This is a genomic window from Candidatus Nitrososphaera evergladensis SR1, assembly GCF_000730285.1.
Classification (GTDB): Archaea; Thermoproteota; Nitrososphaeria; order Nitrososphaerales; family Nitrososphaeraceae; genus Nitrososphaera; species Nitrososphaera evergladensis.
Genome location: NZ_CP007174.1, coordinates 65,610 through 80,038, shown reverse-complemented (window position 1 = coordinate 80,038; position 14,429 = coordinate 65,610). Strand labels below are relative to the sequence as shown.

The following is a 14,429-nucleotide window of genomic DNA, read 5'->3' as shown; positions in this document are numbered from 1 at the left end:
TGGTTACTTTTTTAGCGGACAAATCAACGCCGGCGTGTAATGTATTAAAATACGGCGTGGGGCAGATTATGCACACCGTTGTCATCGTACACACTGGTAGTCTGCGAAAAGCCTGATGCCGCCCGGCGCATCGCGTCGGCGCTTGGCAGTGCAAGTGAGAGCAGAAGTACTGCCGGCGGTGTCTCTGTCTTTGATGTCATGTACGCAGGCAGGAATTACAAGGTGTGCTCGGCGTCCGGCCACCTGTACGTGCTTGCCGACAAGACAAAGAACAGGAGCGTCTACCCCGTGCTTGACCTAGAATGGGCGCCCATCGACAGCGGCAACGGCAATAAAAAAAATGCCAAGGGCGCAGCAAGGGCTGCGCGCTTTATCAATACGATATCTTTTCTTGCCCGGGGCGCCGACTCGTTCATCCACGCGTGCGACTATGACCAAGAAGGCGAGGTGATAGGCCACAGCATACTGGAATACGCGTGCGGCGGCAAATACGACAAGTCACTGAGGGCCAAGTTCTCGACCCTCACCGACGATGAAGTGAAAGAAGCGTTTGCAACGCTTGCAAAGCCTAGCAGCAGGCTTGCACAGGCCGGCCGGTCGCGCCACATGCTCGACTTTATCTACGGCGTCAATCTGTCAAGAGCGCTTGCCCAGTCGTTCAAGGCGGGTAGCAGCGGCTACAGGAACCTGTCTATTGGCAGGGTGCAGGGGCCCACGCTTGCGTTTGTGGCCGACAGGGAACTTGAAATCCGGCTGCACGTGCCGGACCCCTACTGGGTGCTGACTGCGGATTTTGACAAAGACGGGCAGGCCGTGCATGCCCGCTATGAAAAGCCAAGGATAGAGAAGCTTGCACAGGCGCGTGCAGTGCTTGACGCGTGCACCGGCAGGGATGGCACCGTGAGCAAGGTGTCCGCAAAAAAGGCCGTGCTCAGGCCCCCGACGCCGTTTAACACCGGCGACCTGCAGCGCGAGGCATACAGGCTGTTCAGGCTATCGCCGGGCTACACACTTGCCATCGCTGAAAAGCTGTACCTGCGCGCGCTCGTCTCGTACCCGAGGACGTCAAGCCAAAAGCTCCCGCCGTCCATCAACTATGCCAAGGTACTCTCCGGGCTTGCAGGGGTCTCGCTGTACAGCCAGCCTGCGTCGACGCTGCTCTCAAGGGGCCGGCTCGTGCCAAACGAGGGGCTGATGGCAGATCCCGCGCACCCAGCAATCTACCCTACCGGCGTTGCGCCCCGGCTTTCAGGCCTTGAATTCAAGGTGTACGACCTGATTGCAAAAAGGTTCCTTGCCACCTTTGGCGACCCGGCTGTGACAGAGCGCACGGACGTTTCAATCAATGTGAATAATCACGTGTTTCTTGCAGAGGGAAGAGCGGTGCTCTATGACGGATGGATGGCGCTTTACAGGCCGTACGTCAACCTGGAGCAATCAACGTTGCCGCAGCTGCATGAAGGCGACGTCCTTGCAAATAGGCAGGTCGTGATGGAGGAAAAATTTACGCAGCCGCCGTGGCGCTACAGCCAGGCATCGCTTCTTGCCAAGATGGAGGAAGAAAAAATAGGCACAAAGGCAACAAGGGCCGACACAATCGCGACATTGTTCAAGCGCAACTATATCGCTACAAAAAAGGCCAGCGGAATAGAGGCGACCGACCTTGGCTTTGCCGTGGTTGAATCGATGAGGGAGCACGCGCCGACAATAGTATCTACAGAACTCACGCGCTCGATGGAGGAGCAGCTTGAAGGTATAGAGCAGGGAATGAAAGAGCCCGTCGACGTGATAGAATACGCGGTGGAAAGGCTGGTAGAGTCGCTTGCCACGTTCCGGGAGCAAGGCGCCACGATTGGCAGGCAGATTGGAAGCGCTGCTGCCACACAATCGAATGCTGTCATTGTAATTGGAGGCTGTCCCGTGTGCAAAAACGGCCAGCTGCGCATCATAAGATCAAGGACTACCGAAAAGCGGTTTGTCGGCTGCTCGAATTATGCTTCAGGGGGGTGCAGGGCAAGTGCGCCGCTTCCGCAAAAAGGTGGCATAAGGGTTTCAAAGACCTGCCAGTGTGGCTGGCCGATAATTTCCGTCGCGTTTGGCCGTGGCGGCAAGCGGTGGAACACGTGCGTCAACATGCAGTGCCCGTACAAGAGAGATAGAGCAAGCCTCGCTAGACGCTCTGCACAGCCTTGATAAAAGAAAAACAGCACATTTACGCGCGCATATATGAGCTTTGCAAGCGACCATTCGCACATGTGCGAGCACTGCAGCGAGCGCTTCTCATGCCCTATTGAGAAACACGAATGCAAGATGCAATGGCGCACAAGCCACAACGACCACTACCTTGCGCTGAGCTGCTAGAGCTTTTTCAGGAGTTCTTGCTTCATCTGCACGAATTCCGCTTCCGACAATACGCCCTGCTCCTTTAATTTGGCAAGCTTGTCCAGCTCGTCCGCAATCGAGGCCTGATTGTTGACTATGGTGGTGGTCGGAACTTTGGCTCTTTGTATTCCCTGATTTACGGCTTCGATTATTTTTTCGGCCTTGTCTTTTGGGATTGCCTCTATCTGCCCTTCGTTGCTGTCACTGCCCATTGTAATCCCGTCAAGCTTTTTTTCGGCAATGGTGCTGAGTCCCGGCGCACGCAGAATTATGCGCGAGGAAAGCATACCTTGGTCAATCCTTGCACTTGTAATCCTGTCGTAGCTGATGTCTTCGATGCTCTGCCTTAATCCTAGCGAGCGGGGGTCCCGGATTATCAGCCTCTTGTTAGTTGCAAATATTATGTTTGGAGTAGTCAGGGAGCCTCCGGGCTTGACCCTTGATTGCCTTGCGACCACCAGAACCGTTTCGTCTTCGTCCAGGCGATCTGCGATTTTCTTTATCTCGGCCAGGTCGTCCTCGTCGGTCAGAACGGTATTGAATTTTGCCTTGTCGTCCTCGCCGCCAAACAAGGGTATGCAAGGTATTATTGCAGAAAATGCCTCTTAACCTTTCTTGCTAGAGAGGGAATAGACGTCAGTCCTGCGGTTCTTTAAAAGCGGAAGCGACTGCCTTACCTGCTTGACTTTGTCCATGTCAAGCTCCACTGTCTCCATGCCTTCTCTCTGGCCCATGTCAAGGAGCACTGCTCCAAACGGGTCAATGACCATGCTCCTGCCGGCGTAAATGTTGCCCACCTGGTCTGGTGCGACGACGTACGAGCCGTTTTCAATTGCGCGGGCCTTTAGCATTGTCTGCCAGTGCTCCTCCTTCATCGGGCCCTGCACCCATCCAGAGGGCGCAACGAGCACGCTTGCACCCTTTATCGTCAGGAGCCTTGACAGCTCTGGAAACCGGATGTCGTAGCATATCATGACGCCGATGTTGCCCGCTGCCGCCGTCTTTGCCGGCTTGACCAGTTTTTTGCCGGGGATGAGCTTTTTTGATTCCTTAAAGCCGAGCGCGTCGTACAGGTGCAGCTTGCGGTACACGGATGTTATCGCTCCCTTGCTGCTTATCACGACTGCCGTGTCGTAAACGCGGTTGCCTGCGCCCTTTTCATACATCGCGGCCACCACCTCGACCTTGCCTGCCTTTGCGGCCTTTCTCAGGGTGGTAACAAAGCTGCCCTGTACAGTCTCTGCAAGTTTTGACAATTCAAAAGCAGTCTGGGTGCCAGGCGAAAACGCCATCTGGAACTCGGGAAAGCATACCAGCTGCGCCTTGCCGGCCGCGGCCTGCTCTATGTACGCGACTGACTGCCGCAGGTTGTCCTGCTTGTCTTCTGACGACTTCATCTGCACTACGGCGACGGATGTCACAGATATTCACACTCACTCGCGCTACCGCGGATAAAAGGTTAGAGCTGCTTGCCGGCCTGGAACCAGTTTTCCTTCGGGTTCTCGTCATAGACTACGATGACGTGCTCTGCTTTTGTCTTTAGTATGCTGACTGCTGCGTCAGTTACTGCCTTTGCAAACTCGTCTTTCTGCTCTTTTGTCCTGCCGGGATACAGTGACACCAATATGAGGGGCATGTGTGTGAGGAAAAGCAGGGCTACGGCTGATTTATAGTTACAGCAGCGCCCGCCGTCATTGGCTCCTCCGGCGTTGCAGTAGTTTCTTGCTCTACGTGAGGCCCAGGGCCGCCGCCAGACTGCGCCAGCTCGTACAGCGCCTGCAAGTAGCGCTTGATAAAGTTGGCACCGGGGGACGGCCTTCTGCCCTTCTCATAGTCGCTCAGGACCGAGGGGGTGATGGCCATCTTTTTTGCAAGGTCGGCCTGCTTTACTCCAAACTTTTTGCGCCAGAACTTTAGCTGCTGCGGCGGGTTGTCGCTCAGGACTACCGCGCCGGCGATCCACGTCAGTTCGCTTGCGTTGGCGATGCTGCTGCCATTATCGGAACTGGACAAACGTGAACGAAAGTTTCGATGGGTGATAAAAAGATTATTCGTGGGATGATTGCAACCGCTTTCTATGAACGATGATAGTGCCGCTGGCGAGCTTGGGCTGCTAAACAGCAGGGTCGTTGCCTGCAAAAAGTGCCCACGGCTTGCAAAATACATCCGCGACGTGGGCAGGGAAAAGACGAAGCGGCATTTCAGCGAGAATTACTGGTCGAAACCGCTGCCAAGCTGGGGCGACCCTGATGCAAGGCTGCGGATAGTCGGCCTTGCGCCGGCCGCGCACGGCGGCAACAGGACCGGCAGGATGTTTACCGGCGACAGCTCGGGCGACTGGCTTGCAAGGGCGATGCATGAGGCAGGGTTTGCAAGCAAGCCGGCAAGCCGGCAAGCCGCGCACGCGACGACGGGCTCGTGCTCACTGGCGCGTACATCACTGCCGCTGCAAGATGTGCGCCTCCTGACAACAAGCCCACGCCGCAAGAGCTTGCAAACTGCCTGCCGTACCTGCAGGCAGAGCTTGCTGTGCTAAAAAATGTCAGGGTGGTCCTTGCCCTTGGAAAAATAGCGTTTGACGCCTACTGCAGGGCGGTTGGCGCAAGGGGCCTTGCGTTTGCGCACGGTGCCCAGTACGACAATGTCGTTTCAGGCAGGGCGCTCCTTGCCTCGTACCACCCAAGCAGGCAGAATACCAACACGGGCAGGCTCACGTGGGAAATGTGGTCAAAAATATTTGCGACCGCCAGGTCGTTGCTTGCTAACTAGCCAGTCTCGCTCACTTACTTTTTCTTCTTCGGCTTGGGCGCAGCGGCGGCAGCCTTTTTGCTGCTGTTGGCAGGCGCCTTGGCCTTGGACGACGATGATGACGGCTTTTTACTACTCTTTTTCCCCTTTGCAGCCTTTTCTCCCGCTTCCTCTTCTTCTCCTTCTTCTTCCTCCTCTTCGGCCGCAGCTGCTGCTTCCGCTGCCTCCTTGTTTGCAGCCGCGTTGGCCTTGGAGTTGATGATGTCGGTGGTTATCTGGTCTATCTTGTAGCGCAGTGCCTCCTTGACCTTGCTGTTGTCGACCATGTTAAGCGGGCCCTTGCAATTGGGGCACTTGAAGAACAGTTCAACCGCCGTGTCGAATTTTACGCGCGGGCAGTCGTGGTTGCCGCAGTGGTAGAATTCCGTCGAGTCCTCGTGCTCCAGGCGCTTGTGCAGCCTGTCGAGGATCTTTTTCTTTTGGTTTTCAATGAAATTGTCGACGTGGTCCTGCTTGGCGCGCCAGCGGTAGACGAACCAGCCCTTCTTTTCGTCCTTGACCCTGATGCCGGTTATCAGCGCTTTTCCAAACAGGTCGTACAGAACCTTGCGCACGATGTTTATCTTTAATCCGGTTGCGCTTGCTATCTCTTCATCGGTGACGTCCTCGGTATTGAGAAGGGCGCGTGATACCTTGACGTACTCCTCTCCCCCTATCAGACCTGCGATCTTGACAAAAGAATCCTCATAGTCCATCGCGTGCATATGCCTGGATAGATAATTGCGTAAAATTCTGATATATAGTTTCTGAAATTTAATGAGGTTGGCGCGGTTTTCGGCGGTTATCCATTCTCACATGTGCTTATATATAGCAGGGCATGGCGGCGACAAAAGGGCTGTAGCCTTCCTTCATGCCACCTGTACCCTCACAGAGGATATTGGAGGCTGAATAGGTGTTTTGTTGAGATCTTCGGGCTTTTGCAAGAGAAAAACCAGTATGGTATAACTGGCCTTTTGATCTGGCTTCCAGTACGTCCCTATTGCCAAGTTTCCTGCCTCTGCAAATTTCTCTGTCTGGACGCTAGAAAAGACCATGGTCTCTGATGTATTGCTATTGCGTACCTCAATAATAGCCAGATAGTTATTGTTGCCGGACGGACTCTTGGAATTTGTAAAGTTTGCCTGAAGGAATACTGGCTCGCCGAATCTAAAAGTCATGTTGTCTTTTATATTGCCTAGATAATTGTGATTAGAATCGTAGGCGGATAAAGACGTAAACTTGACGATGACGACGTTGTTGCTATCCGGCAGCATCATCTCGCCGGCCGCAAGGCGTTGCAGATTCACAAGCGAGTACTCTGGATAGGCCGCTGCCGCTATTATTGTTGCTGCTACTGCAAGCAACAAAAAGGCCACCACTGATCTGTGCGTATCATTGTACTGCGCTATATTCTGCTTCTTCAACAGTTTATGTGCATGAATAATTAAAAGAAGATGGACTTTTGATCCACTCAAGGCAGAGAGTAGGGGGGAGAGAGGAAAAGTCGCCGCTCAGTTACCAGAATTTGTGCCCATTTTTGGTCGTCTCTCCTTCATATCCGATCTTGAATTTGCCGGTGCTGCCCAGGTACGTGACACCGTAGCTGCTGTTGACAGGCGAGCAATCCGTGAGCAGATATCCGCTCGTCCATGTGCTCAAGTCCATCTTGTTGTTATTACTATTATCATCATTACTTGCTCTGGTAGCGTGCTGGATATTCAGCACTTCCACCAGCCCCAGCCTCTGCGTGTTGGTGTTTGGAGCAAAACTTCCTGCTTCAACAAATGTAAGGTAATCGCTCTTGACCTTCATTGACGGATGCCCGATGTTTACGACCTGGACCGGCTTTGAGTCGTCAAGGTCGTCCATCCACACCTGCCACTGCCTTGTGCTGCTCTGGCCATACAATATCGAAAGTTCAAGCGTGTGGCCGGCAATCACCGGGACGTTAGAGACCCCTCTTAGAATCCCGCCTATTCCCCAGGCTACCTGAAACTTGGTGGCATTGTACCCTATGTCAGAGTCCCTTGACCAGTCCCCATAGTAGATCCCTACCTCATAGTACAGGCCGTCATCCCCTTCAAACGCAATGTGGAAGTTGGCAGGCTTGTCTGGTTCGCCGGCGCTTACAATGTCAGCGACTCCCTGGGGAATCTTGAACCTTACAGACTCGCCTCCGTTGTCAGGGTTTTCCGCAGGGAGCTCGATGTTGCAATTATGGGATGTTGCAGAGAGCATGGACATGCCCACTATTCCCATGCCGGCGTTGCGGGGGTTTTGTGCCCAAGGAGGCAGCAAGGGATACGCAAGTGCGCTGCTGTTACTACTGTCTGCAGCGGCCAAGATTGCAAATGATATTATTATAACGATGATGATTGCGGCGGCGTTCCTCAATAAAAAAATCTCCTCTTCGTCATCATGTAGCGTGTTGCAATGATGTAAAATTGGGCTTTGTACATAAAGTCGCTCGCTTGCTACTCTATAAACTTGACAGGTGCGCTTTTTCGCTGCTCAAAACTCTGACTGTACTTAGCGTAAGACGTTGCTGGCTGTTTTGCTTACCTCTACTTACCTGCTGCCGTACAGCTTGTAGATCTTGCCCGTATAGTCGCTGACATAGTCCCACTTTTCAGGGCCTATCTGCACGGGCGCAAACGCCTCCTTGGCCTCGTCGCACAGCGCCTCGTACACGAACTGCCCTATCATTATCTGGTCCGGCTTGGCAATCCCGGTCATCTTGGCAGTCACGCTTATCGTGTACCCGAGGATGTCAAGGTGCGGCCTCCTGACCTGCCTGCCATCCTCAAGCGTCATCGTGTCCCACCCGTACTGCACCACGACGTTGTCGCCCACGTCGATCCCGACGCGCACGTTCAGCTCTGGATAGTCGTACTGGTTGAGGATAGGGTTGACGCCCTGCCGCATCACTTTTATCATCGCCTGCGCGCACGAAACTGCGTTTGCGCACGGCACTCGCAGATTGTTCCAGTCGGCAAGAAAGAACGCCAGGATGGCGTCGCCCACGTATTTCAGCACGTACCCGCCGTAGGCGGAAATAAGGATCGACATTTCCTGCGTAAACGCCTGCACTATGGTGGCAAGCCTGTCCGCCGGGATGGTCATCGACAGTTTTGTTGACCCTACGACGTCGACGTACAGGATTACAAAGCCCACCTTGGACTTGGCAAACTTTTCCAGGATGTTGTTTGTCTCCTCTGTCGAGAGGTTGAACTGCGGCTCAAAGCGGAGGGCGCGCCACACCCGCTCCTGCGCCAGCCTGACTGCCTGCTCCGTGTCCACCACTGGGCCGAGCTCAAACGACGAAAGCGACGGCGCCCCAGACGTGGCGTTTGCCGAATCGTGCTTGCGCTCCTCCTCTGCCGCAAACTCGGCTATCGTCCTGTCCACCTGCTCCCTGTCGACGTCAAGCTGCAGGGCGATTATGTCCGGCTCTATGCCAGAGTTGTAGAGGTTGATTATTATCTGCCGCTGCGAGTCCGGCGTGGCAGGATCAGACATGTTTATGCCGCATTTGCAGCGCAGATCGGCTATTAAACTCATTTGTACGGGCGAGATGATTAATAACGAGTGCCACGCATATACCGGCGGGATGGGTGGAAAACAAAGGGAAGAAGAGCAAGTGCTTTTGACGCTTCCAAACATAAAGTACCTGGTGGAGGGCCTAGAGGCGCTTTTGATGACCGACCTGGATGGCGACAAGCGCGCCAAGGTGATAAAGCTGCGCGACGACCTGGCGTCGTACGTCAACAGCATCTTTAGCGACTATTCGTGAACGCGGCGCGCACCTTGCATATGACCTCGTTCATGGAAAGCGGCTCCTTCTTTATGACGTCGCTTCTCTCAAGCGACCCCATCAGCCGTAGAACGTCGGCCGACAGGACCAGCATGAACACAAAGCGCACCTGCACGTCGTAGGACCTTATCTCTCTGTACAGGTCGATGCCCGACATGCCGCCACGCATCACAAGGTCTGTCACCACGACGCCGTACTGCGACCTGCTTGCGTACTCGACTGCCTTTGAAGGGTCGGGCGTATGGTCCACTTCATAGCCGTCAGCCGTCAGGTACGTCTTGACCAGCTCGGCAGTCGATTGCTTTTGGTCGACGAGGAGGACTGACCTTACCATATGACAGCGTGATAGTAATTTCGCAGAATTTTCCTTTAAGCATTAAGGTCAAAATATCTAGAGCGCGTGTTTCCTGCGTTCGTGCATGTGCATATGCTGTGTCATGTGGCAAGGTTAATAATTGGACAGGGGTCAAAAACGCCGCAGAGCAGAGAGTAGAGAGGGAGTGACAGAAAAGAAGACAGCAGCGGCCGAAGAACCCCGGCTAAAGAGGTCAATCATCGTCATTTCGTTCATCTCGCTAGGCCTTGTCTACTCGGTCATGCTCATCGGGGTCTTTTTAAGCTCCGGCCCCATCACCGAAAACGGCCTGGCGTGCACCGACTGGCCGCTGTGCCCAAACGGTCTCTTTGGCGCGCCTGAAGGGCGCTACTTCATTGAATACGTCCACAGGCTGGTGGCAGCCGTCACTGCCGGCTTTGTCTATGCAACTGCAATAATCGTCCCTTCAAGCATAAGGAGGGCCAAGATGGCAGCAGTGATTGCGGCTGCCATAGTCTCATGGCAGCTTGCGCTTGGCTTTATCACGGTGACTACCCACCTGCACCCGATAGCAGTGGCAAGCCACCTTTCGACCGGCATCAGCGTGTTTGCATTTGCCCTGCTGACGTTTCTGTGGGTTGGAATATGGAGAAAGCACGGGCGCTAGAGTCTAGCGCCAGTGCACGCGCGAGTTTTCAAAAAACTCCCTGTCGTCTTCTGCAAGCGCGACCTTTTTGTGACAGTCGCCGCAAAGCAGGTATTGCGAATACGGCGGAATCTCTTTTTTGCACCTGCCGCAAAACTTTTTCATTGTTTCTTTTTTCACCGTCTTTTGTTGCTGTCATGGTGTATGCGTGAGCATTGCATAAAAAACTTGCCAGCTGCGCAAGACACAGCCACAAGCGGCAAAGCAAGAGAGAGAGAGATTTCAGGCGCGTGCAGCTCACTAGTAGGCAGATAAACGAAAGAGGGCCTCTCTAAGAGGAATCGATTTTGGAATAAAGCATGTCGTTATTCTTTCCTATCAATTCTATCGACTCGGTCCAAAAGAGCTCTTTTACTCCAGGCATCATTTTTATCTTCTCGGAAAAATCGATGATTTCCTTGTTTGTCTTTAGAACTACGTCTGCCTTTATGTCGATGTTGTTGTTGCTCAGCGTCCTTGCCACGGACATTACGCTTGGCCATGTCAGGATTTCCTTGGCGATGCTTGTCGACATCCCGTTTTCTGCTGCTATAAAGAACGTGATTGAGCGCAGGTCGAATTTCCTCAATGCCAGAGTGCAAGAGATGTCCAGAAACTCTACAAGCCGCTTGCGCCTCCTCTGGATGGTTGTAAGCGGGATTCCAAGCTCTTTTGACAAGGTCATTGATGAAATGTCGCCGTTTGATGCGAGCAAGAGCTTTAGCATACGCTTGTCGATGGGCGACAAAACGGCGACACCGCCGTCTACATGCAGTGGATATCTTTCCTTTTGATTGCTGCTGTTGTTAGGAGCTGCTGCAGCAGCGGCAGTCAGATTGCTCAGCCTATTGAAGAGGTCGTGAAGCTGTTCAACTGTGAGTGATTCTAGGGACTTGGCGTTTATGCCCAGTTTTTCCATTGCCTGCAAAAGCATGTGCCGCGATAATGGGACAATAATCTGCTGTTGATCCTCCCGGGGCCGGCAGATCACCTCGCTGCTACTGCTGCTGCTGTCATTCTTTTGCCTTTCCTGGAAGGAAGATGAAGACAAGGCTTCTCTCCTATATTCGAATATATATTTAAATTTTATAGGAGTAGTCTCTCTCTGTCTCAACTCCACGTGTAATACTCGCAGTTTATTAGGAAGATCTTGCAATTATTTTATAGCATCTATACAAAGCTTTTTTTATCTTGCATCTTCTCTCTAGCTAAAAGAAGATCCTTGGTGCCGCCGAAGACATTGTACGGGATCTCTGCTGTTACACGTATGTGGGTTTTTTCGTAGCAGCTATCGGTCGGCGTATGCACTACATACACAGCCCCACAGCAAGCCACATCATCATCATTATTATTATTATTTTATTGAAAAAAGACGCAGAACACAAAGAGGGAAATGTAATTAAGGACCGGGCCTGATAGGAAGGCAGCTTCTTGGTACTGCAAAGTGAGATTGTCAATGCGTTATCATATGCGACAAGCAAGGGCTATCAGATCCATCCCGACGCGTTTGCCATGCTGAAGGGGCTTGAGACGGACGTGCTCAAGGCAGTACAGGAAATAATCAAGCAGAAAAAGCAGACCAAGATGATAGTTGTGGACGACGTCAAAAACGTCGTAAACCCGGGAAGGCAGGAAGCGCTTGCGCCGGTGGAGCAGATTGCCAAGGTGCTTGTAGACCCTACGCCTAACGTCAACACTGGCGAGGGAGTCGATGGCTATGCATTGCTGTTCAAGAGCAGGTTTGAAAAGACGATGCGCATCCTGGCCCAGAGGCCGGACAGCAAGAGGATGACGAAAATCTCTACGGTCAAGCAGATGGGAAAGGGTAGTACGGGCCCAAGGCCGGCCGGGGCAGCAGGCGAGCGCAGCCTTGCAAACGCCGGCACGTACGTCGTGTCGGGCCTTTTGATGTCAAGGCGCACAAAGAAAAACGGCATCGAGCTAGAAGTAGACGATTACACGGGCAGGCTGCAGGTGACTGCCGCATCAGAGGACGCAAAAAAGCAGGCGGCAAACCTGGCCCTTGACCAGGTGGTGATGCTCGAGCTGGAAAACGCCAAGGGGGTGCAGGGGCTTGCCATAAAAAACGTGTTTTCACCGGACATACCGGACCACCTGCCTAACAAGAGCAGGTCCGAAGCGTATGCGGTGTTGATATCGGACCTTCATGTCGGAAGCAAGTATTTCATGCAGCAAGAGTTCCTGCGCTTCCTTGACTGGCTGGCGTCCGGAGACGATGACGACGTTGTCCGCAAGATAAAGTTCCTCTGCATCGGAGGCGACTTGATCGACGGCATCGGCATATTCCCAAATCAGGACAAGGAGCTTCTCATGATGAACGCCGCAGCCCAGATGGCGCACACTGCAAAACTGCTTTCAAAAATTCCAAAGCACATCAAGACCTTCATCATCCCGGGCAACCACGACCCCGGCCGAAGGGCGCTTCCGCAGCCGATATTTCCAGAGGCAACGTCGGGTGGCCTGTACAACCTTGAGAACTGCACGATGCTTGGCAACCCGGCATACATCGAGCTGAACGGCGTCAAGGTGCTGATGTTTCACGGCCAGAGCCTCGACGACGTGATTGCTACCACGCCGGGCATGAGCTACCAGCGGCCGGCAGAGGCGATGAAAGTCTTGTTAAAGGCGCGCCACCTGTCGCCCACGTACGGCGGGCGCACGCCTGTTGCGCCAGAGAGTGAGGACATGATGGTGATGACAGAAGTCCCCGACATTTTTCACGCAGGCCACGTGCACGTGACGGATGTTGACAGCTACCGCGGGACGCTTGTCGTGAATTCCGGCGCATGGCAGGCGCAGACAAAGTTCCAGCAGACGATGGGCATCACGCCTTCGCCCGGCATTGCAATCGTCGTCAACCTGGCAACGTTACAGCCGTTCAAGCAGGATTTCAATCTTTTATTATAAAAGAAGGTCCGAAAAAGTCGGGTCGTCCTTTAGCGCGTCTTGTACTGTTGCAAGTGGCACGGCAACCTTGATCTTTTGCGACCGGCCGTAGCGCCCCTGGCTCACCACGTCTGTCGACACGAGGCCCAGCTGGTCAAGCTCGCTTATTATCTGGGTGACTCGGCGCTGTGTAAGGGGCTCCTGCTCGACCTGCTTGCATAGTGACGAGTAGGTTTCATACACTTCGCCGGTGTTGCCGTTCTTTGATTTTGTAATTGCAAGCATTACAAACTTGGTGTGCGTCGTGGCATTTCTTATCACTTCAAGGTTGGTGTCCTTCTCTATCTTTTCCTGAGCGGCCCGCACGTGCTTTTCCTCCACCTTCAAGACGTGCTCACGCTCGGCAAGCTCTGCCGCCACGCGCAAAAGGTCGATTGCCTTGCGGGCGTCGCCGTGCTCCCTGCCGGCCATGGCCGCGCACAGGTTGATCGCCGCGTCCGTGATTGCGCCTTCGTTAAACGCCAGTCTAGCGCGCTCTGACAGTATCTGCCGCAGCTGCTCTACCGTGTACGGGTTGAACACGGTCTCTTCCTCGGAAAGACTGCTTCTCACGCGAGGGTCCAGCTTGTCCTTGAAGGTCAGGCTGTTAGAGATCCCAATCAAACTTACAAAGCCTCCCTTACCCATGCGCTCGTTGGCCCTTGTGAAAGAATAGAGCACGTCGTCCCCGTTTCTGTCTACCAGCGAGTCGATTTCATCGATGACAAGGATGACGTGCATCTTTTTATTTTGTATGAACTGCAGGATGCGGTCCGTTGCTTCGCCCATCGAAAGCCCGGTAAAGTGGACGACTTTTTTTTCCTCCTTGTTCAGGCCAAGGTTCTCTGCGATTTCAAACAGCATCTTGTAGGCGCTGTTAGCAAGTTTTGCGTTGATTATAGGAACGTTTACGGTAATGCCAAGCTCGCCGGATTTTTTCTTCAGCCTGTCCACTACGGTTCTTACGACTGCAGTCTTGCCGGTTCCCGGCTTGCCAAACAGCAGCAAGTTCGACGGCCGTGCCCCCTTGAAAACGGTCGACAGCGTCTGTGCAAGCGCCGTTGCTTCCCTGTCCCGGAACGGCAGCTTTTCCGGCACGTAATCAATGGTCAGAGTCTCCCTTTTCTTGACGAGCGACTTGCCGCTTGCCGCCCTGTCAAATATGTTGTCGATGTCGCCGCTGCTCATCTTCTTATTCTTCCACCCACACCCCTGTCTTTCCTTTCCAGAATGCAGGTTTGTTAAGGTTGTCTTAACAGTTACGTTAACAGGGCAGTTTTAAACCCTCAAATCAACTTGTACTAGTTTTGGTGTCAGCTTGTACAGTTGGTAGACCGGAATTAATGAGAAGGGTTCTGGAAAGGAAAGCAAGGGGTGGCTGTATGTATAAACAATCGTCGATTATAACAGCAGGTTAACACCATCGATCGATTAACTGGAAAAGGGCAAGAAAAAGACCCCTTTGTTTCCACTGGAGCGTTAAGGTAACGATTAACGCT

General features: G+C 53.3%; 15 protein-coding genes and 2 pseudogenes. 5 read left to right on the top strand and 12 right to left on the bottom strand.

From position 1 onward, the window contains the following. The first annotated feature begins 78 nt into the window (after positions 1-78). Positions 79-2,193 carry a DNA topoisomerase I gene (gene topA / locus NTE_RS00460; RefSeq protein WP_148699231.1) on the top strand — a complete coding sequence of 705 codons (2,115 nt, stop codon included), beginning with the start codon at positions 79-81 and terminating at the stop codon, positions 2,191-2,193. A gap of 164 nt (positions 2,194-2,357) precedes the next feature. On the opposite strand, the gene NTE_RS00455 is transcribed toward topA, so the two are convergent. Genes NTE_RS00455 through NTE_RS00440 form a run of 4 tightly spaced genes read right to left on the bottom strand, consistent with a single transcriptional unit; the run spans position 2,358 to position 4,395 of the window. Beyond that, entirely contained in the window at positions 2,358-2,954 is a 597-nt protein-coding gene (locus tag NTE_RS00455) for a PH domain-containing protein (protein WP_158384869.1), read from the bottom strand. 33 nt (positions 2,955-2,987) lie between these two features. Further along, positions 2,988-3,803, bottom strand: coding sequence for a carbon-nitrogen hydrolase family protein (locus NTE_RS00450; RefSeq protein ID WP_226987087.1), 816 nt, complete (start codon positions 3,801-3,803; stop codon positions 2,988-2,990). A 38-nt stretch (positions 3,804-3,841) separates the two neighbouring features. Then, the gene (locus tag NTE_RS00445) at positions 3,842-4,018 is read right to left on the bottom strand and encodes a tautomerase family protein (protein ID WP_148699229.1); all 177 of its coding nucleotides are present in this window, start codon (positions 4,016-4,018) and stop codon (positions 3,842-3,844) included. Positions 4,019-4,038: 20 nt separating this feature from the next. Next, on the bottom strand, positions 4,039-4,395 hold the full coding sequence (locus NTE_RS00440) for a helix-turn-helix domain-containing protein (RefSeq protein WP_158384867.1): 357 nt from the start codon (positions 4,393-4,395) through the stop codon (positions 4,039-4,041). A 64-nt stretch (positions 4,396-4,459) separates the two neighbouring features. Here NTE_RS00440 and NTE_RS00435 point away from each other — a divergent pair. After that, a pseudogene (locus NTE_RS00435) lies at positions 4,460-5,151 on the top strand (uracil-DNA glycosylase). Between the two features lie 239 nt (positions 5,152-5,390). Here NTE_RS00435 and NTE_RS00430 read toward each other — a convergent pair. The 4 genes and pseudogenes from NTE_RS00430 to NTE_RS00415 all read right to left on the bottom strand — a co-directional run. Next, positions 5,391-5,894: pseudogene (locus NTE_RS00430) on the bottom strand (transcription factor); the annotation flags it as partial. Between the two features lie 144 nt (positions 5,895-6,038). Continuing rightward, entirely contained in the window at positions 6,039-6,593 is a 555-nt protein-coding gene (locus NTE_RS00425) for a hypothetical protein (RefSeq protein ID WP_148699227.1), read from the bottom strand. 91 nt (positions 6,594-6,684) lie between these two features. Continuing rightward, entirely contained in the window at positions 6,685-7,563 is an 879-nt protein-coding gene (locus NTE_RS00420) for a hypothetical protein (RefSeq protein ID WP_148699226.1), read from the bottom strand. Positions 7,564-7,737: 174 nt separating this feature from the next. Beyond that, positions 7,738-8,688: an adenylate/guanylate cyclase domain-containing protein gene (locus NTE_RS00415; RefSeq protein ID WP_158384865.1), complete on the bottom strand. Its 951-nt coding sequence runs from the start codon at positions 8,686-8,688 to the stop codon at positions 7,738-7,740. A gap of 91 nt (positions 8,689-8,779) precedes the next feature. Here NTE_RS00415 and NTE_RS16105 point away from each other — a divergent pair, with 91 nt between their 5' ends. Then, positions 8,780-8,962 (top strand): hypothetical protein, encoded by a 183-nt coding sequence (locus tag NTE_RS16105; RefSeq protein ID WP_158384863.1) that lies wholly within the window; start codon positions 8,780-8,782, stop codon positions 8,960-8,962. Here the strand turns inward: NTE_RS16105 and NTE_RS00410 are convergent. Further along, positions 8,946-9,317, bottom strand: coding sequence for a response regulator (locus tag NTE_RS00410; RefSeq protein ID WP_148699224.1), 372 nt, complete (start codon positions 9,315-9,317; stop codon positions 8,946-8,948). The genes NTE_RS16105 and NTE_RS00410 overlap by 17 nt on opposite strands. 166 nt (positions 9,318-9,483) lie before the next feature. Here NTE_RS00410 and NTE_RS00405 point away from each other — a divergent pair, with 166 nt between their 5' ends. Beyond that, complete coding sequence (locus tag NTE_RS00405) at positions 9,484-9,966, top strand: COX15/CtaA family protein (protein WP_148699223.1); 483 nt, start codon at positions 9,484-9,486, stop codon at positions 9,964-9,966. Between the two features lie 3 nt (positions 9,967-9,969). On the opposite strand, the gene NTE_RS16100 is transcribed toward NTE_RS00405, so the two are convergent. Next, entirely contained in the window at positions 9,970-10,110 is a 141-nt protein-coding gene (locus tag NTE_RS16100; RefSeq protein ID WP_158384861.1) for a hypothetical protein, read from the bottom strand. 166 nt (positions 10,111-10,276) lie between these two features. After that, entirely contained in the window at positions 10,277-11,035 is a 759-nt protein-coding gene (locus NTE_RS00400; protein ID WP_148699222.1) for an Lrp/AsnC family transcriptional regulator, read from the bottom strand. Between the two features lie 380 nt (positions 11,036-11,415). Between NTE_RS00400 and NTE_RS00395 the strand changes: the two genes are divergently transcribed. Beyond that, positions 11,416-12,912, top strand: a complete 1,497-nt coding sequence (locus tag NTE_RS00395; protein ID WP_226987085.1) for a DNA-directed DNA polymerase II small subunit — start codon at positions 11,416-11,418, stop codon at positions 12,910-12,912. Here NTE_RS00395 and NTE_RS00390 read toward each other — a convergent pair. Further along, on the bottom strand, positions 12,907-14,118 hold the full coding sequence (locus NTE_RS00390; RefSeq protein WP_148699221.1) for a Cdc6/Cdc18 family protein: 1,212 nt from the start codon (positions 14,116-14,118) through the stop codon (positions 12,907-12,909). The genes NTE_RS00395 and NTE_RS00390 overlap by 6 nt on opposite strands. Positions 14,119-14,429: the final 311 nt, after the last annotated feature.